The sequence below is a fragment of the Pseudomonas sp. NEEL19 genome, assembly GCF_028751975.1.
Classification (GTDB): Bacteria; Pseudomonadota; Gammaproteobacteria; order Pseudomonadales; family Pseudomonadaceae; genus Aquipseudomonas; species Aquipseudomonas juntendi.
In genome coordinates this window covers 4,925,028-4,943,194 of sequence record NZ_CP081491.1, presented here as the reverse complement: position 1 = coordinate 4,943,194, position 18,167 = coordinate 4,925,028, and the positions used below count along the sequence as shown (strand labels likewise).

General features: G+C 62.5%; 14 protein-coding genes. 11 read left to right on the top strand and 3 right to left on the bottom strand.

Annotation, left to right across the window (positions count from 1 at the left end):
- Window positions 1-142: 142 nt before the first annotated feature.
- Window positions 143-1,549 carry a type I glutamate--ammonia ligase gene (gene glnA, locus K4A76_RS21940; RefSeq protein ID WP_009685006.1) on the bottom strand — a complete coding sequence of 469 codons (1,407 nt, stop codon included), beginning with the start codon at window positions 1,547-1,549 and terminating at the stop codon, window positions 143-145.
- A gap of 470 nt (window positions 1,550-2,019) precedes the next feature.
- On the opposite strand from glnA, the gene thiI reads away from it, so the two are divergent.
- A complete protein-coding gene (thiI, locus tag K4A76_RS21935; protein ID WP_182389456.1) occupies window positions 2,020-3,474 on the top strand; it encodes a tRNA uracil 4-sulfurtransferase ThiI in 1,455 nt (484 codons plus the stop codon).
- Between the two features lie 128 nt (window positions 3,475-3,602).
- Window positions 3,603-5,423, top strand: coding sequence for a translational GTPase TypA (typA, locus tag K4A76_RS21930; RefSeq protein WP_009681218.1), 1,821 nt, complete (start codon window positions 3,603-3,605; stop codon window positions 5,421-5,423).
- A 185-nt stretch (window positions 5,424-5,608) separates the two neighbouring features.
- On the opposite strand, the gene K4A76_RS21925 is transcribed toward typA, so the two are convergent.
- Window positions 5,609-6,013: a YkgJ family cysteine cluster protein gene (locus K4A76_RS21925; RefSeq protein ID WP_003249225.1), complete on the bottom strand. Its 405-nt coding sequence runs from the start codon at window positions 6,011-6,013 to the stop codon at window positions 5,609-5,611.
- Between the two features lie 186 nt (window positions 6,014-6,199).
- Between K4A76_RS21925 and K4A76_RS21920 the strand changes: the two genes are divergently transcribed.
- From K4A76_RS21920 to K4A76_RS21900, 5 genes are all read left to right on the top strand, one after another.
- Window positions 6,200-8,650, top strand: coding sequence for a glycogen/starch/alpha-glucan phosphorylase (locus tag K4A76_RS21920; RefSeq protein WP_274411132.1), 2,451 nt, complete (start codon window positions 6,200-6,202; stop codon window positions 8,648-8,650).
- A gap of 192 nt (window positions 8,651-8,842) precedes the next feature.
- A complete protein-coding gene (locus K4A76_RS21915; RefSeq protein WP_009681216.1) occupies window positions 8,843-9,853 on the top strand; it encodes a class 1 fructose-bisphosphatase in 1,011 nt (336 codons plus the stop codon).
- 3 nt (window positions 9,854-9,856) lie between these two features.
- A complete protein-coding gene (locus tag K4A76_RS21910) occupies window positions 9,857-10,453 on the top strand; it encodes a DUF924 family protein (RefSeq protein ID WP_274411131.1) in 597 nt (198 codons plus the stop codon).
- Window positions 10,454-10,680: 227 nt separating this feature from the next.
- Entirely contained in the window at window positions 10,681-10,935 is a 255-nt protein-coding gene (bamE, locus tag K4A76_RS21905) for an outer membrane protein assembly factor BamE domain-containing protein (RefSeq protein WP_009681214.1), read from the top strand.
- A complete protein-coding gene (locus K4A76_RS21900; RefSeq protein ID WP_274411130.1) occupies window positions 10,932-11,504 on the top strand; it encodes a lipocalin family protein in 573 nt (190 codons plus the stop codon). The genes bamE and K4A76_RS21900 overlap by 4 nt, the downstream gene beginning before the upstream one ends.
- 230 nt (window positions 11,505-11,734) lie before the next feature.
- On the opposite strand, the gene K4A76_RS21895 is transcribed toward K4A76_RS21900, so the two are convergent.
- Complete coding sequence (locus tag K4A76_RS21895; RefSeq protein WP_274411129.1) at window positions 11,735-13,099, bottom strand: formimidoylglutamate deiminase; 1,365 nt, start codon at window positions 13,097-13,099, stop codon at window positions 11,735-11,737.
- Between the two features lie 144 nt (window positions 13,100-13,243).
- Here K4A76_RS21895 and hutC point away from each other — a divergent pair, with 144 nt between their 5' ends.
- The 4 genes from hutC (at window position 13,244) to hutH (ending at window position 18,062) form a co-directional block, all read left to right on the top strand.
- Window positions 13,244-13,954, top strand: coding sequence for a histidine utilization repressor (gene hutC / locus K4A76_RS21890; protein WP_154211989.1), 711 nt, complete (start codon window positions 13,244-13,246; stop codon window positions 13,952-13,954).
- The gene (locus K4A76_RS21885; protein ID WP_274411128.1) at window positions 13,951-14,523 is read left to right on the top strand and encodes a HutD/Ves family protein; all 573 of its coding nucleotides are present in this window, start codon (window positions 13,951-13,953) and stop codon (window positions 14,521-14,523) included. The genes hutC and K4A76_RS21885 overlap by 4 nt, the downstream gene beginning before the upstream one ends.
- Window positions 14,524-14,750: 227 nt before the next feature.
- Window positions 14,751-16,424: a urocanate hydratase gene (gene hutU / locus K4A76_RS21880; protein WP_054905303.1), complete on the top strand. Its 1,674-nt coding sequence runs from the start codon at window positions 14,751-14,753 to the stop codon at window positions 16,422-16,424.
- 105 nt (window positions 16,425-16,529) lie between these two features.
- Complete coding sequence (hutH, locus tag K4A76_RS21875; RefSeq protein WP_029885413.1) at window positions 16,530-18,062, top strand: histidine ammonia-lyase; 1,533 nt, start codon at window positions 16,530-16,532, stop codon at window positions 18,060-18,062.
- Window positions 18,063-18,167: the final 105 nt, after the last annotated feature.

The window sequence follows — 18,167 nt, the reverse complement described above, 5'->3', positions numbered from 1 at the left end:
AGCGTAGGGTGAAGGCCCGAGTGTGGCGGTGTTGGCTGATCCTCGGGGGTAGGACGCTTCCGAAAATAGTGACGGCAGAAACGAAAACGGCCTCCCGAGGGAGGCCGTTTGATCAGCTCACCGGCGCCGGGCGCCGATCAGATCAGCAGCTGTAGTACAGCTCGTATTCCAGCGGGTGCACGAAGGTGCGGACCTTGATTTCTTCTTCGCTCTTCAGCTCGATGAAGGCGTCGATGAAGTCGTCGGAGAACACGCCGCCCTTGGTCAGGAACGCACGGCCTTTATCCAGCTCTTCCAGAGCTTCTTTCAGGCTGCCGCACACTTGCGGGATGTTCTTGGCTTCTTCTGGCGGCAGGTCGTACAGGTTCTTGTCGGCCGCGTCGCCTGGGTGGATCTTGTTCTGGATACCGTCCAGGCCAGCCATCAGCAGCGCTGCGAAGGCCAGGTACGGGTTGGCCGATGGGTCCGGGAAGCGGGCTTCGATACGGCGGGCTTTAGGGCTGCCAACGTAAGGAATACGGATCGAAGCGGAACGGTTGCGCGCCGAGTAGGCCAGCATCACCGGGGCCTCGAAACCTGGAACCAGACGCTTGTACGAGTTGGTCGACGGGTTGGTGAAGCCGTTCAGGGCCTTACCGTGCTTGATGATACCGCCGATGAAGTACAGGGCGGTGTCGGACAGGCCGGCATAGCCTTCGCCGGAGAAGGTGTTCTTGCCGTCTTTCCAGATCGACATGTGCACGTGCATGCCCGAACCGTTGTCGCCGTACAGTGGCTTCGGCATGAAGGTAGCGGTACGGCCGTAGGCGTCGGCAACGTTGTGCACAACGTATTTCAGCGCCTGGACTTCGTCAGCCTTCTTCACCAGGGTGTTGAACTTGACGCCGATTTCGTTCTGGCCGGCAGTTGCCACTTCGTGGTGGTGAACTTCGACGGTCTGACCCATTTCTTCCAGTGCGTTGCACATGGCAGTACGGATTTCGTGGTCGTGGTCGAACGGCGGAACCGGGAAGTAGCCGCCTTTCACGCCTGGGCGGTGGCCTTTGTTGCCGCCTTCCACGTCAGCGCCGGTCATCCACGAGCCTTGCTCGGAGAAGATCTTGAACATCGAGCCGGAGATGTCCGACTGGAACTTGACTTCGTCGAAGATGAAGAACTCTGGCTCCGGGCCGGCGAAGACAGTGTCACCGATGCCGGTGCTCTTCAGGTACTCTTCGGCACGCTTGGCGATGGCACGTGGGTCGCGGTCGTAGCCCTGCATGCTCGACGGGTCGACGATGTCGCAGGTGATGATCAGGGTTGGTTCTTCGGTAAACGGGTCCAGAACGGCGGTTTCGTCAACCGGCATCAGGATCATGTCGGAAGCTTCGATGCCTTTCCAGCCAGCGATGGAGGAACCGTCGAACATCTTGCCGACTTCGAAGAAGTCTTCGTCCAGCGCATCGCGCGCCGGCATGGTCACGTGGTGCTGAGTACCTTTGGTGTCCGTGAAACGCAGATCAATCCACTTGACGTCATGATCTTTGATGAGTTGAACCGACTTCGACATGTTGTCCTCCGGATGGTCTAGAGCGCGGTGGGCCGCTGCCCTGGAAAAAGGGTGTTGCCGGGCGCGGATAGTCGGCCAAGCTTACCTGCCTCACAAGGGAGCAAATTGCATGCCAGTGCCCGAAAATGGCGAGGGCGGGATAAAAGGGGGCGTTTGCGGGCATTTTGCGGGGGCTTGCGCTGGGAAAGTGCACTCTTTAGATGCGGATTTTGGCATTTACGCACCGATATGGTGCGCAGGTTTGATGGTGTGCTTGCTTTGAGGGCCTCATCGCCGGCAAGCCATCTCTCACAGGTAGGGCGCAACACGTGAGGCCTGGCGATGACCTGTGGGCGGCGGCTTGCCGGCGATGAGGGCGGCACAGGCAATATAAATCCGACCTTCTGTACAAAAGTTGGTCAAATCCTGAGCAATTTCCGATATAATTCGCGCCCCTCATTTTCGGCAGGCCCTGCGCGCGCTGTTAACCAATGAAACTCATCGTCAAAGTCTTCCCAGAAATCACCATCAAGAGCCGGCCGGTGCGCAAGCGCTTCATCCGCCAGCTCGGCAAGAATATCCGCAACGTGCTCAAGGACCTCGACCCTGAGCTTGCGGTGGATGGTGTGTGGGACAACCTCGAAGTGGTTACCCGCGTCGAAGACGAGAAAGTCCAGCGCGAGATGATCGAGCGCCTCACCTGCACCCCGGGTATTACCCATTTCCTGCAGGTAGAGGAATACCCGCTGGGTGACTTCGACGATATCGTCGCCAAGTGCAAGCACCATTTTGGCCACCTGCTGGCCGGCAAGCACTTCGCCGTGCGCTGCAAGCGCGGTGGTCACCATGACTTCACCTCGATGGACGTCGACCGTTACGTCGGCAGCCAGCTGCGCCAGCAATGCGGCGCTGCCGGCATCGCGCTGAAGAACCCCGAGGTGATGGTGCGCATCGAAATCCGCAACCAGCGCCTGTACGTGATCCACAACCAGCACAATGGCATTGGCGGTTACCCGCTCGGTGCGCTGGAGCAGACCCTGGTGCTGATGTCCGGTGGCTTCGACTCCACCGTGGCGGCCTACCAGATGATGCGCCGTGGCCTGATGACCCATTTCTGCTTCTTCAACCTTGGTGGCCGTGCCCACGAGCTGGGCGTGATGGAAGTGGCCCATTACCTGTGGAAGAAGTACGGCAGCAGCCAGCGCGTGCTGTTCATCAGCGTGCCGTTCGAGGAAGTGGTTGGCGAAATCCTCAACAAGGTCGACAACAGCTACATGGGCGTGACCCTCAAGCGCATGATGCTGCGCGGCGCCGCGCATATGGCCGACCGCCTGCAGATCGACGCATTGGTGACCGGCGAGGCGATTTCCCAGGTATCGAGCCAGACCTTGCCGAACCTGTCGATCATCGACTCGGCCACCGACAAGCTGGTGCTGCGCCCGCTGCTGGCCACGCACAAGCAGGACATCATCGACCAGGCCACCGAAATCGGCACCGCCGACTTCGCCAAGCACATGCCGGAATACTGTGGCGTGATCTCGGTGAACCCGACCACCCATGCCAAGCGCCACCGCATGGAGCACGAAGAAAAGCAGTTCGACATGGCCGTGCTGGAGCGCGCCCTGGAGCGCGCCAAGTTCATTTCCATCGACCACGTGATCGATGAATTGGGCAAGGACATCGAAATCGAGGAAGTGGCCGAGGCGCTGCCAGGCCAGATCGTCATCGACATTCGTCACCCCGACGCCCAGGAAGATCAGCCTCTGGCACTGGAAGGTATCGAGGTCCAGGCCATGCCGTTCTATGCCATCAACAGCAAGTTCAAGCACCTGGACCCCACGCGCCAGTACTTGCTGTATTGCGACAAGGGTGTGATGAGCCGTTTGCACGCACACCACCTGCTCAGTGAGGGACATGCCAATGTGCGTGTTTATCGTCCGACATAAGACGCCGGGGCTGTATGGCGGCAGTATCCGCCATCGCCCTCCCGACCGCCGGGCCCGCTGAGCCTTAAACAGTACATATTCGCCGCCTACACTGGGCGGCAACCGAATCCTCTGATCGAGATACACTTGTGATCGAAAATCTGCGTAACATCGCCATCATCGCCCACGTTGACCATGGTAAAACCACCCTGGTCGACAAACTCCTGCGTCAGTCCGGCACCCTGGAGCGTAACGAGCTCAACGACGAGCGCGTCATGGACTCCAACGACCAGGAAAAAGAGCGCGGTATTACCATTCTGGCGAAGAACACCGCCATCAACTGGAACGGCTACCACATCAACATCGTCGACACCCCCGGCCACGCCGACTTCGGTGGCGAGGTCGAGCGTGTAATGTCGATGGTCGACTCGGTGCTGCTGCTGGTCGACGCCCAGGACGGCCCGATGCCGCAAACCCGCTTCGTGACCAAGAAGGCCTTCGAAGCCGGCCTGAAGCCAATCGTCGTGATCAACAAGGTCGACCGCCCGGGCGCGCGTCCGGACTGGGTTCTGGACCAGATCTTCGACCTGTTCGACAACCTCGGTGCCACCGATGAACAGCTGGACTTCAAAGTCGTCTACGCCTCGGCCCTGAACGGCATCGCCGGTCTGGACCACACCGCCATGGGCGAAGACATGACTGCGCTGTACCAGTCGATCGTCGACAACGTACCAGCACCGTCTGTTGACCGTGACGGCCCGTTCCAGATGCAGATCTCCGCACTGGACTACAACAGCTTCCTCGGTGTTATCGGCGTTGGCCGTATCGCCCGTGGTCGCGTCAAGCCGAACACCCCGGTTGTCGCCATCGACACCAACGGCAAGAAGCGTAACGGCCGTATCCTGAAACTGATGGGCCACCACGGCCTGCACCGCGTCGACGTCGAAGAAGCCCAGGCTGGCGACATCGTCTGCATCAGCGGTTTCGACGAGCTGTTCATCTCCGACACCCTGTGCGCCCCGGACGCGGTAGAGGCGATGAAGCCGCTGACCGTTGACGAGCCAACCGTTTCGATGACCTTCCAGGTCAACGACTCGCCATTCTGCGGTAAAGAAGGCAAGTTCGTGACCAGCCGCAACATCAAGGACCGTCTGGACAAGGAGCTGCTGTACAACGTGGCCCTGCGCGTTCAGGAAACCGATTCCCCTGACAAGTTCAAGGTATCGGGCCGTGGCGAGCTGCACCTGTCGGTACTGATCGAAACCATGCGTCGTGAAGGCTTCGAGATGGCTGTTGGCCGCCCTGAAGTGATCATCCGCGAAGTCGACGGCGTGAAGCAGGAACCGTTCGAGAACGTCACCATCGACATCCCTGAAGAATCCCAGGGCAAGGTCATGGAAGAGATGGGCCTGCGTAAGGGTGACCTGACCAACATGGTGCCGGATGGCAAGGGCCGTGTTCGCCTGGAATACAACATTCCAGCCCGTGGTCTGATCGGCTTCCGTAACCAGTTCCTGACCCTGACCAACGGTGCAGGCATCCTGACCTCGATCTTCGATCGCTACGACACCATGAAGTCGGGCCAGATGTCTGGCCGCCTGAACGGTGTTCTGGTTTCGGTCGAGACTGGCAAGGCACTGACCTACTCGCTGGAAACCCTGCAGGCTCGCGGCAAGCTGTTCGTTGAACACGGCCAGGAGATCTACAACGGTCAGATCATCGGCCTGAACAGCCGTGACAACGACCTGGGTGTGAACCCGACCAAGGGCAAGAAGCTGGACAACATGCGTGCTTCGGGCAAAGACGAAGTCATCGCCCTGGTACCGCCAGTTCGCCACACCCTGGAACAGGCTCTGGAATTCATCCAGGACGACGAGCTGTGCGAAGTCACGCCTAAGTCGATCCGTCTGCGCAAGAAGATCCTGGACGAAGGCGAGCGTACCCGCGCTGCCAAGAAAGCCAAGAACTGAGTTAGCTCAGGCTGAATAAAAGCGCCCCCGGTCGAAAGGCCGGGGGCGTTTTTTTATGCTTGCAGAATTTGCGTTGGCCCTTTTCGCGGGCTTGCCCGCTCCCACAGGTACTGCACAGGCCTTGAGGATCGCGCAGATCCTGTGGGAGCGGGCAAGCCCGCGAAGAGGCCCTTGACGGCTAACGCTTAGCGCCCGACCACCTTGGGCTTGTACGCACAATACCCCGGCCGCGGGCCAACCTTGGGGTGGTTGCGGCAGGTGTCCGGGCGCTTGTCATAAATGGTGCACAGGCGGCTTTTACGATCCAGATACATGCAGTCGTCGTTGCTCATCCGGGTCAGGGTGAAGATGCCTGACTTCTGGTTGAAGCGCTCGATGATGCCTTCTTTCTGCAAACGCTTGGCCACGTTCTTCGGCGGTTCGTCTTTCTCGAATTCGTCGACTACGCCGATGCGGATCAGATCCTTGATCTTCACCTCCACCGGCAGGGTGCAGCAGGTCGAATGGCAGCCATGGCACATGTTGCTGGTGTAGCGCTGCCAGGTCTCCAGGCGGTCGACTTCGGCTGCGGCGATCAGGGTCGTTTTCATCTTTATAAGGGGCGGATCACGGTCTTGGGGCGCGCGATGATACCGGAATTGTTCAATTTATGAACAACCTTTTGCCGGAATCACCAAGTCGGCATGAAAACTGCGAACCGTAACTGTCTCTCCCTGTCGAAGGGTCTAGTCTGAACACTCTCCCTCCGCTTTCGTCAACTTGCCCGAGGATGCCCCATGTCCCAGGAACCTGAAGCTCGTGACGCCGAAGTCGCGGATTTTCGCGCTGCCGTACTGAACAAGCTGACCTATGCGGTTGGCAAGGACCCGGAGCACGCCTTCGACCATGACTGGTTCGAAGCCATCGCCCTGGCCGCGCGCGATCACATGGTCGACCACTGGATGGACCACACCCGCCAGGCCTACCGACGTAGCCAGAAACGGGTCTACTACCTTTCCCTGGAGTTTCTGATTGGCCGCCTGCTCTACGACAGCCTGAGCAACCTGGGCTTGCTGGACATCGCCCGAGAGGCCTTGCAAGACCTGGACGTTGACCTGGAGCGCATCCGCCTGCTGGAGCCCGATGCCGCACTGGGCAACGGTGGCCTGGGGCGTCTGGCCGCCTGCTTCATGGAAAGCATGTCGACCCTGGGCATTGCCGCCCATGGCTACGGTATCCGCTACGAGCATGGCTTGTTCCGCCAGGCACTGGTCGATGGTTGGCAGCAGGAGCAGACCGAGAACTGGCTGGACTTCGGCAACCCGTGGGAGTTCGAGCGGGCCGAAGTGATCTACCCGATCAGCTTTGGCGGTAGCGTCGAAACGGTGCACGACAACCACGGCAACCAACGCCAGGTGTGGTCACCTGGCGAGACCGTGCGTGCGGTAGCGTACGACACGCCGGTGGTCGGCTGGCGGGGTTCGAGCGTCAACACCCTGCGCCTGTGGCGGGCACGGGCGCTGGAAGAGCTGCACCTGGAGCGTTTCAACGCCGGTGACCACCTGGGCGCAGTGGCCGAGGTGGCACGTGCCGAAAGCATTTCGCGGGTGCTGTACCCGGCGGACAGTACCGAGGCCGGGCAGGAACTGCGCCTGCGCCAGGAGTATTTCTTCGTATCGGCATCACTGCAGGACTTGCTGCGCCGCCACCTGAACCAGCATGACTCGCTGCTCAACCTGCCCGATGCGGCCGCCATTCAGCTCAACGACACGCACCCGTCCATTGCCGTGGCGGAGCTGATGCGCTTGCTGGTGGACCAGCACGAAATCCCATGGGACAAGGCCTGGGAGCTGACCGTGGGCACCTTGGCCTACACCAACCACACCCTGTTGCCCGAAGCGCTGGAAACCTGGCCGGTGGCGTTGATGGAGCGCATGCTGCCGCGGCACATGCAGATCATCTACCTGATCAACGCGTACCATATCGACAGCCTGCGTGCCAAAGGCCTGCACGACTTCGACGTGCTGCGGGCGGTGTCGCTGATCGAGGAAGACAACGGCCGCCGAGTTCGCATGGGCAACCTGGCATTCCTCGGCTCGCACAGCGTCAACGGCGTTTCGGCGTTGCACAGCCAGCTGATGAAGAGCACGGTGTTCGCCGAACTGCACAAGTTGTATCCGCAGCGTATCAACAACAAGACCAACGGCATTACCTTCCGCCGCTGGTTGTACCAGTCCAACCCCCAACTCACCGACATGCTGGTGGAGGCGCTGGGGCCGGAGCTCAAGGACGACCCGGAGGGGCGCCTGGCCGGTTTGGTGCCGTTCGCCGACAAGGCGGGTTTCCGCAAGCAGTTCGCGGCTCAGCGCCTGCACAGCAAGCGTGCCCTGGCCAGCATCATCCAGGATCGCGTTGGCGTGACGGTCAACCCCGAAGCGCTGTTCGACGTGCAGGTCAAGCGTATTCACGAGTACAAGCGCCAGTTGCTCAACCTGCTGCATACCGTGGCCCTGTACCAGGCCATGCGCAACGACCCTGGCACCAACTGGGTGCCGCGGGTGAAGATTTTCGCCGGCAAGGCGGCGGCCAGCTACCACCAGGCCAAGCTGATCATCAAGCTGACCAACGACATCGCCCGGGTGGTGAACAACGACCCGACCGTGCGTGGCCAGTTGAAGGTGGTGTTCCTGCCCAACTACAACGTCAGCCTGGCCGAGAGCATCATTCCGGCTGCGGACCTCTCCGAGCAGATTTCCACGGCCGGTTACGAAGCCTCGGGTACCAGCAACATGAAGTTCGGCCTGAACGGCGCACTGACCATCGGTACCCTGGATGGGGCCAACGTGGAAATGTGCGAGCAGGTCGGTGCCGACAACATGTTCATATTCGGCCTGACCGCCCAGCAGGTCGAGGCGCGCAAGCGGGCGGGTGATTTTGGCGCCACGGCGGCAATCGCTGCGTCCAACCGCCTCAACGACGTACTGCAGGCGATTCGCAGCGGTGTGTTCTCGCCGGACGACCCTTCGCGCTACACCGGCTTGATCGATGGGCTGGTGGCCTATGACCGCTTCCTGGTATGTGCCGATTTCGATGCCTACTGGGATGCCCAGCAGCGCGTCGAGGACTTGTGGCACGCGCCGGAGCAATGGTGGCGCATGGCGGTGCTGAACACGGCGCGGATGGGCTGGTTCTCGTCGGACCGGACCATTCGCGAATATGCTACGCAGATCTGGAAAGCGCTGGATTGAAGGTGCCTGCACCGCCTTCTTCACGGGCTCGCTCGTGAAGAAGGCGGGCGCCGACCACCGGCCTGGCACACGCTGAACTACCGACCTATTGTGCCGTCAGAGTGCCGTGGCGAGTCTCATCACTCGCTAGCCTGCAACTCTCCCTGTAAACTGCGGGGGTTTTTCATCTCCCCCATCCTTTCGGAGCCATACATGTCCCGCGTTACCCTGAGTCGCTATCTGATTGAGCAGACCCGCAGCAACAATACCCCTGCCGATCTGCGCTTCCTGATCGAAGTGGTGGCGCGTGCGTGCAAGGAAATCAGCCATCACGTGTCCAAGGGCGCCCTCGGCGGTGTGCTGGGCAGCATGGGCACGGAAAACGTGCAGGGCGAAGTCCAGAAGAAACTGGACGTGATTTCCAACGATATCCTGCTGGAGGCCAACGAGTGGGGCGGCCACCTGGCCGGCATGGCCTCGGAAGAAATGGACAACGCCTACCAGATTCCGGGCAAGTACCCCAAAGGCGCCTACCTGCTGGTCTTCGACCCGCTGGACGGTTCGTCGAACATCGACGTCAACGTGTCGGTCGGCACCATCTTCTCGGTACTGCGTTGCCCTAACGAGTACCTGAGCCAGAACGAAACCCTGAACGAAAACGCCTTCCTGCAGCCAGGCACCCAGCAGGTGGCTGCCGGCTACGCCATCTACGGCCCGCAGACCATGCTCATCCTCACCCTGGGCAACGGCGTGAAGGGCTTCACCCTGGACCGCGAGCTGGGCAGCTTCGTGCTTACCCACGAGAACATCCGCGTGCCGGAAACCACCGCCGAGTTCGCCATCAACATGTCCAACCAGCGTCACTGGGAAGCCCCGGTGCAGCGCTACGTCGGCGAGTTGCTGGCAGGCGAGACCGGCCCGCTGAAAAAGAACTACAACATGCGCTGGATCGCCTCGATGGTGGCCGACGTGCACCGCATCCTGACCCGTGGCGGCCTGTTCATGTACCCACGTGACGCCCGCGAGCCAAGCAAGCCGGGCAAGCTGCGCCTGATGTACGAAGCCAACCCGATGTCGTTCATCATCGAACAGGCCGGTGGCGCCTCTACCAATGGTTACGATCGCATCCTCGACATCAAGCCAGAAAGCCTGCACCAGCGTGTGTCGGTCATTCTTGGCTCGAAAGAAGAGGTCGAGCGCGTTACCGCCTACCACAAGGAGTAAGTCATGCTCGCACCTTGGCAGCCGTTGCTGGAATGGTGGTTCGGTTGGGGCACCAGTGCCCAGGCCGTGGCTGACGAGAAGAGCACGCTATGGTTCGGCAAGCACCACGATGCCGAGGCCCATGCGCAGTTCGGTGAACTGGTTGAGCAGGCCCTGGCCGGCGGGCTCGACGAGTGGCAGCAAAGCCCGCAGGGCTGGTTGGGCCTGCTGCTGCTGCTGGATCAGTTGCCACGCATGATCTACCGCGACACGCCGCGCGCCTTCGAGGGTGACCGGCGTGCCCAGGTGGTGGCCATGCAGGGCCTGCAGAGGTACTGGGACTACCAGCTGCTGCCGATCCAGCGGGTATTCGTGCTGGTGGTGCTGGAGCACGCCGAGGTGCTGGATTGGCAAAACCTGTGCGTCGAGCGCTTTCAGGTGCTGCTGGACGAACAGCCCGAGGCCAGCCGCCGGTTGTTCGAAGGCTTCCTCGACTACGCCGTGCAGCACCAGCGGGTGATCGCTCGGTTCGGTCGCTTCCCGCACCGCAACCTGGTGCTGGATCGCCCGAGCACCAGCGAAGAGATGGACTTCCTGCTGGAGCCCGGGTCCAGGTTCTGAGATTGCAGGGCACTGCTGCGCAGGCCATCGCCACACAAGGCCGCCCCTATAAGGGGCGGCTTTTTTATTGGCCGTTAACTAATGCTTTGTGATTAATCGCACAGTAGTGGCCATCCGACCAATGGTGTAGGGGTACGGGGGGCAGGGCAGGGAACAAAGGAGGGATTTTCACGTCGAAGGTCACTGCAGGCCACTCGCCTGTCTCATCTTCCCAGGAGTGTCCTTCAATGTCGTTGCGTTCCCTCGCCCTGTTGTCGCTGTGCGTCGTGCTGACTGCCTGCAGCAAGATCAACCAGGAAAACTATTCCAAGATCAAGGCCGGTATGAGCAAGGCCGAGGTCGAGCAGCTGCTCGGCACGCCGACCGAATGTTCCGGCGCGTTGGGCATGAGCAGCTGCACCTGGGGGGATGAGAAGAGCTTCATCAGCGTGCAGTATGCGGCTGACAAAGTGTTGATGTACTCAGGGCAGGGCCTCAAATGAGGCGTATGTACCTGCTGATGGCGGTATGCCTGGCGGTGCTGCTGGGCGGTTGCGCGGGCTCTGTGCATGACCCGCTGGCGCCGAAAACCGCCGGCAACGTAGACCTCAAGCGTTACCAGGGCAAATGGTACGAGCTGGCACGCCTGCCCATGCGCTTCCAGGAGGGCTGCGAACAGTCCGAGGCCCATTACAACCTCAAGTCCGATGGCAGCTACGGGGTACTCAACCGTTGCCGCACCATGGGTGACGAATGGTTGCGCGCCGAAGGGCATGCCAATATCCAGGAGCCGGGCCATACCGATAAATTGTGGGTCGAGTTCGATAACTGGTTCACCAAGCTGGTGCCGGGAGTGGCGCGGGGTGAATACTGGATTCTGTACGTTGACGAACACTATCGCACTGCTATCGTCGGCAGCCCGGACCGCAAGTACCTGTGGATCCTGTCACGCACGCCGACCCTGCCGGCCTGGCAGCGCGAGAACCTGCTGGCCAAGGCCCGTCAGCAGGGCTATGACACCAGCCGCTTGATCTGGCGCGCTTCCGACCAGCAGATCGTCAAGATGCATTGATGGCAGCATTGCCGGCCTTATCGCCGGCAGCCATCTCTCATAGAACACTACATAACTTATTGATTTAGCAGGGGCCCTGTGGGAGCGGGCGTGTCGAGGCGTCGAACCGCCGCGAACACCGGCGTAGCCGGTGCCAGCCACCGCGGTGGATTGTTCGCGGCGGTTCGACGCCTCGACACGCCCGCTCCCTCAGGTACTCCACAGTTCTCAAGCTTGGTGACGGCCCTGCATTACCCCAGCAACTGCCGCAGCACCTCGGCAAAGGCCACCCGGCTTTGTTCCTCCTGGGCGTGCCGCCCCTGGCGCACTACCCACTGCCCATTCACCATCACATCGCGCACCTGGCGATCGCCGCCGGCAAACAGCCAGCGGTTGAGGATGGCATCACCCTCGGCCATCGCCAGGTAAGGGTTCTCCCCGTCGAGCACCAGCCAGTCGGCACGTTTGCCCACGGCCAGCGCGCCGATTGGCTGCCCCAGCGCTTGTGCGCCGCCCGCCAGCGCGGCGTCATACAGGGTGCGCCCGACCATTGGCTGATCACCCCGATACAGGCGGTTGCGGCGCTGGTCACGCAGCCGCTGGCCATATTCCAGCCAGCGTAATTCCTCGACCACGCTCAGCGATACATGGCTGTCTGAACCAATGCCCATGCGCCCGCCCTGGGCCAGGAACTCCACGGCCGGGAAAATCCCGTCGCCCAGGTTGGCTTCAGTGGTCAGGCACAGGCCTGCCACCGCGCCGCTGCGGGCCATGGCTGAGACTTCGTCGGGTGCTGCGTGGGTGGCGTGTACCAGGCACCAGCGCCGGTCGACGTCGACATGCTCATACAGCCACTGCAGGGGCCGCAGACCGCTCCAGGCCAGGCAGTCGTCGACTTCCTTCTGCTGCTCGGCGATATGGATATGCACCGGTGCTTGCGTGTCACTGGCCGCCAGCACTTCGGCGAGCTGCGCCGGCGCCACCGCCCGTAGCGAGTGGAAGCACAGGCCCAGGCGCTGCGCGGGCTGTGTGGCCAGCGCGGGGGCCAGCTGCGCCTGCAGTTGCAGGTATTGGTCGGTGGTATTGATGAAGCGCCGCTGGCCGTGGTTCGGCGCCAGGCCGCCGAACCCGGCATGGCTGTACAGCACCGGCAACAAGGTCAGGCCGATACCACTGTCAGCGGCGGCCGCACTGATGCGGCGGGATAACTCGGCGGGGTCGGCGTAGGGCTTGCCGGCCTGGTCATGGTGCACATAGTGAAACTCGGCGACCGCGGTGTAGCCGGCCTTGAGCATCTCGATGTACAGCTGCCGGGCAATGACCTGCAGTTGTTCTGGGCTGATCTGGCCGACCAGCCGGTACATCAGGTCGCGCCAGGTCCAGAAGCTGTCGTTGGGGTTGCCAGCAACCTCGGCCAGCCCTGCCATGGCGCGCTGAAAGGCATGCGAGTGCAGGTTGGGCATGCCGGGGACCAAGGGCCCGGCGAGCCGTTCGGCCCCCTCAGGCGCAGCCCCAGGCTCGATACTGGCCACGTAGCCATCGCCGGCGACCTCGATGCGGACATGGCGGGCCCAGCCGCTGGGCAGCAGGGCACGTTCGGCGAAGTAGGCGGGCATGGTGCGAATCCTGTTATTGTTAGCTTGTATATACATATACAGGCGTTTGCCTGCCGGGTAAACTGCGGCAAGCTACCGCCCATTACATTCGCACAAGGATCCAACGCCGTGCCGACACCTCCTGTCTCCGCGCTGGTTGCCCAGATGGGCGAGGGCCCGGCGCCGCTGTATGCGCGGGTCAAACAGATGATCGTCCAGCAGATCGACAACGGCAGTTGGCCGCCGCATCACCGGGTCCCCTCGGAGAGCGAGCTGGTCAACGAGCTCGGCTTCAGTCGCATGACCATCAACCGCGCCCTGCGTGAACTCACGGCCGAAGGCCTGCTGGTGCGCATGCAAGGGGTGGGCACTTTCGTGGCTGAGCCCAAAGGTCGGTCGGCGCTGTTCGAGGTGAACAACATCGCCGACGAAATTGCCGCCCGTGGCCACAAGCATACGTGTCAGGTCATCACCCTCACCGAGGAAGCGGCCGGCTCGGAGCGCGCGTTGGCCCTGGACATGCGCGAGGGCCAGCGGGTGTTTCATTCGCTGATCGTGCATTTCGAGAACGGCGTGCCGGTGCAGATCGAGGACCGTTACGTCAATGCGGCGATCGCCCCCGACTACCTCAAGCAGGATTTTACCCGGCAGACGCCCTACGCCTACCTGTCCCAGGTGGCGCCGTTGACCGAAGGCGAGCACGTGGTCGAGGCGATCCTCGCCGAGCCGGAGGAATGCCGGCTGTTGCAGATCGAGCGGGGCGAGCCTTGCCTGCTGATTCGTCGCCGCACCTGGTCGGGCCGCCAGCCGGTGACTGCCGCGCGGCTGATCCACCCCGGATCCCGTCATCGCCTGGAGGGGCGTTTCAGCAAATGAGCCAGTTGCAGGTGTTGCACGCGCAGGATTACCCGCGCATGCCATGGAAGAACGGTGGCGGTTTCACTGAAGAAATCACCCGCGACAGCGGCGAAGGCCTGGACGGCTTCGGCTGGCGCCTGTCGATCGCCGATATCGAGGACTCGGGCGGCTTTTCCACGTTTGCCGGTTACCAGCGGATCATCACTGTGCTGCAGGGCGACGGCATGCGCCTGGTGGTGGACGGCCAGGCCAGCCGGCCATTGCTGGCCTGCGATGCATTTGCCTTCAGTGGCGAGAGCCAGGTCAGTTGCAGGTTGCTGGGCGGGGCGATTCGGGATTTCAACCTGATCTATGCGCCGCAGCGTTACCGGGCGCGGTTGCAGTGGCTGGACGGTACCCAGCGAATGTACACCTCGGCGTCGACGGTGTTGCTGTTTGCGGCCTGTAATCAGGTCGAGGTGGCCTTGGCTGGGCGTGAGGCGCAACGGCTGGGGTTGTATGACTGCCTGCGGCTGGAGGGCAACGAAGCGTTGCTGGAGCTGGATGTGCAGGGGCGGTGCTGCCTGATCGAACTCATTCCAACTTGAGATAGCCGGGGCTGCTTTGCAGCCCATCGCGACACAAGGCCGCTCCTACAGCGACCGCGCATGCACTGACTACCGCGGCCCCCTGTAGGAGCGGCCTTGTGTCGCGATGGGCCGCAAAAGGGAGCAACGATTATTTTGGTTGTCCGTGCTTGTACATACAAGTAAAGGTGTGTTTGTATATCGACCACGACATACCCGCCCGCGCTCGACCGCAGAGGACCCTTCCCGTGACCGACAACAATAAATACCGTGACGTTGAAATCCGTGCCCCACGTGGCAACAAGCTCACCGCCAAAAGCTGGCTGACCGAAGCGCCACTGCGCATGCTGATGAACAACCTCGACCCGCAGGTCGCGGAGAACCCGAAGGAGCTGGTGGTTTATGGGGGCATCGGCCGCGCCGCGCGCAACTGGGCATGCTACGACAAGATCGTCGAAACCCTGACCCGCCTGGAAGACGACGAAACCCTGCTGGTGCAATCGGGCAAGCCGGTCGGGGTGTTCAAGACCCACAGCAACGCCCCGCGTGTATTGATCGCCAACTCCAACCTGGTGCCGCACTGGGCCAGCTGGGAGCACTTCAACGAGCTGGACGCCAAAGGCCTGGCCATGTATGGCCAGATGACCGCCGGCAGCTGGATCTACATCGGTAGCCAGGGCATCGTCCAGGGCACCTATGAAACCTTCGTCGAAGCCGGTCGCCAGCACTATGGCGGCAACCTGAAAGGCAAGTGGGTACTCACCGCCGGCCTGGGCGGCATGGGCGGTGCCCAGCCACTGGCGGCGACCCTGGCCGGGGCTTGCTCGCTGAACATCGAATGCCAGCAGAGCCGCATCGACTTCCGCCTGCAAACCCGCTACGTCGACGAGCAGGCCACCGACCTCGACGACGCCCTGGCACGCATCGCCAGGTACACCGCCGAAGGCCAGGCAATCTCCATCGCCCTGCACGGCAACGCCGCCGAAATCCTGCCCGAACTGGTCAAGCGCGGCGTGCGCCCGGACATGGTCACCGACCAGACCAGCGCCCACGACCCACTCAACGGTTACCTGCCCGCCGGCTGGACCTGGGAACAGTACCGCGACCGCGCGCAGACCGAACCTGCGGCAGTGGTCAAGGCCGCCAAGCAGTCGATGGCCGTGCACGTGCAGGCCATGCTCGACTTCCAGAAGCAGGGCATCCCGACGTTCGACTACGGCAACAACATCCGCCAGATGGCCAAGGAAGAAGGCGTAGCGAACGCCTTCGACTTCCCAGGTTTCGTACCCGCTTACATCCGCCCGTTGTTCTGCCGCGGCGTTGGCCCGTTCCGCTGGGCGGCGCTGTCCGGTGAGGCCGACGACATCTACAAGACCGACGCCAAGGTCAAGGAACTGATCCCCGACGACGCCCACCTGCACCGCTGGCTGGACATGGCCCGCGAGCGCATTAGCTTCCAGGGCTTGCCGGCGCGTATCTGCTGGGTTGGCCTGGGCCTGCGTGCCAAGCTGGGCCTGGCGTTCAACGAAATGGTCCGCAGCGGCGAGCTGTCGGCGCCGGTAGTGATTGGCCGCGACCACCTGGACTCCGGGTCGGTGGCCAGCCCCAACCGCGAAACCGAAGCCATGCGCGACGGCTCGGACGCTGTCTCCGACTGGCCGCTGCTCAACGCCTTGCTCAATACCGCGGGCGGCGCCACCTGGGTCTCGCTGCACCACGGTGGCGGCGTGGGCATGGGCTTCTCGCAGCACTCGGGCATGGTCATCGTTTGCGACGGTACCGATGAAGCCGCCGAGCGTATCGCCCGCGTGCTGACCAACGACCCGGGGACCGGTGTCATGCGCCACGCCGATGCCGGCTACGACATCGCCATCGACTGCGCCAGGGAGCAGGGCCTGGACCTGCCGATGATTACGGGCTGACCCCCGGCTTTGGCTCGCACCCCGCCAGGGGTGATACTGAACAACAAGAAGGAGCGCACAGGCACCACAGACGGGCCTGTGGCTCCAAGCGACTGGAGTAGCAACGTGACCGAATTCACCCTCAAGCCAGGCACCCTGACCCTGGCCCAGCTGCGCGCCATTCACGCCGCGCCCGTGCGCTTGCAGCTGGATGCCAGCGCCGCGCCCGCCATTGACGCCAGTGTGGCCTGCGTTGAGCAGATCATTGCCGAAGACCGCACCGCCTACGGTATCAATACCGGCTTTGGCCTGCTGGCGTCGACCCGTATCGCCAGCCACGACCTGGAAAACCTGCAACGCTCGCTGGTGCTGTCCCACGCTGCCGGTGTCGGTGCGCCGCTGGATGACGACCTGGTGCGGCTGATCATGGTGCTGAAGATCAACAGCCTCAGCCGCGGGTTCTCCGGCATTCGCCGCAAGGTCATCGACGCGCTGATTGCCCTGGTCAATGCCGAAGTCTACCCGCACATCCCGCTGAAAGGGTCGGTCGGGGCTTCCGGTGACCTCGCCCCCTTGGCGCACATGTCGCTGGTGCTGCTGGGCGAAGGCAAGGCACGCTACAAGGGTCAGTGGCTGTCAGCGACCGAAGCCTTGGCGGTGGCCGGCCTCGAGCCATTGACCCTGGCCGCCAAGGAGGGCCTGGCCCTGCTCAACGGCACGCAGGCTTCCACCGCCTATGCGCTGCGCGGCCTGTTCCAGGGTGAAGACCTGTACGCCGCCGCCATTGCCTGCGGTGGCCTGAGCGTCGAAGCCGCGCTGGGTTCGCGTTCGCCATTCGATGCGCGTATCCACGAAGTGCGGGGCCAGCGCGGCCAGATCGACACCGCGGCGTGCTTCCGCGACCTGCTGGGCGACGCCAGCGAAGTGTCGCTGTCGCACAAGAACTGCGACAAGGTGCAGGACCCGTATTCGTTGCGCTGCCAGCCGCAGGTCATGGGTGCGTGCCTGACCCAGTTGCGCCAGGCCGCCGAAGTGCTGGCGGTCGAAGCCAACGCCGTATCCGACAACCCGCTGGTGTTCGCTGCCGAAGGGGACGTGATTTCCGGCGGCAACTTCCACGCCGAGCCGGTGGCCATGGCCGCCGATAACATTGCCCTGGCCATCGCCGAAATCGGCTCGCTCAGCGAGCGCCGCATTTCGCTGATGATGGACAAGCACATGTCCCAGCTGCCGCCGTTCCTGGTGGAAAACGGCGGGGTCAACTCCGGCTTCATGATTGCCCAGGTGACCGCTGCTGCGCTGGCCAGCGAGAACAAGGCCCTGTCCCACCCGCACAGCGTCGACAGCCTGCCCACCTCGGCGAACCAGGAAGACCACGTTTCGATGGCCCCGGCTGCCGGCAAGCGCCTGTGGGAAATGGCCGAGAATACCCGAGGCGTCCTGGCCATCGAATGGCTGGGTGCCTGCCAGGGCCTCGACCTGCGCAAAGGCCTGAAGACGTCCACCAAGCTGGAGCAGGCGCGCCAGGCATTGCGCAGCGAAGTGCCGCACTACGACCGTGACCGTTTCTTTGCGCCAGACATCGAGAAGGCCGTGGAACTGCTGGCCAAGGGGAGCCTGACCGGTTTGCTGCCGGCCGGTGTGCTGCCAAGTCTGTAATGCCCCTGGGGCCGCCATGCGGCCCACTCGCCGGCAAGCCGGCTCCCACAGTGAGGGGGCTGGCTTTCCGGCGATCTGGCTGCAAGGCAGCCCCCTCTCGACCTC

What these genes read in the sequence shown, in the direction of transcription:
- glnA (WP_009685006.1), bottom strand. Translation starts at nt 1,549, where the DNA reads ATGTCGAAGTCGGTTCAACTCATCAAAGATCATGACGTCAAGTGGATT.
- thiI (WP_182389456.1), top strand. Translation starts at nt 2,020, where the DNA reads ATGAAACTCATCGTCAAAGTCTTCCCAGAAATCACCATCAAGAGCCGG.
- K4A76_RS21925 (WP_003249225.1), bottom strand. Translation starts at nt 6,013, where the DNA reads ATGAAAACGACCCTGATCGCCGCAGCCGAAGTCGACCGCCTGGAGACC.
- K4A76_RS21920 (WP_274411132.1), top strand. Translation starts at nt 6,200, where the DNA reads ATGTCCCAGGAACCTGAAGCTCGTGACGCCGAAGTCGCGGATTTTCGC.
- K4A76_RS21915 (WP_009681216.1), top strand. Translation starts at nt 8,843, where the DNA reads ATGTCCCGCGTTACCCTGAGTCGCTATCTGATTGAGCAGACCCGCAGC.
- K4A76_RS21910 (WP_274411131.1), top strand. Translation starts at nt 9,857, where the DNA reads ATGCTCGCACCTTGGCAGCCGTTGCTGGAATGGTGGTTCGGTTGGGGC.
- bamE (WP_009681214.1), top strand. Translation starts at nt 10,681, where the DNA reads ATGTCGTTGCGTTCCCTCGCCCTGTTGTCGCTGTGCGTCGTGCTGACT.
- K4A76_RS21900 (WP_274411130.1), top strand. Translation starts at nt 10,932, where the DNA reads ATGAGGCGTATGTACCTGCTGATGGCGGTATGCCTGGCGGTGCTGCTG.
- K4A76_RS21895 (WP_274411129.1), bottom strand. Translation starts at nt 13,099, where the DNA reads ATGCCCGCCTACTTCGCCGAACGTGCCCTGCTGCCCAGCGGCTGGGCC.
- hutC (WP_154211989.1), top strand. Translation starts at nt 13,244, where the DNA reads ATGGGCGAGGGCCCGGCGCCGCTGTATGCGCGGGTCAAACAGATGATC.
- K4A76_RS21885 (WP_274411128.1), top strand. Translation starts at nt 13,951, where the DNA reads ATGAGCCAGTTGCAGGTGTTGCACGCGCAGGATTACCCGCGCATGCCA.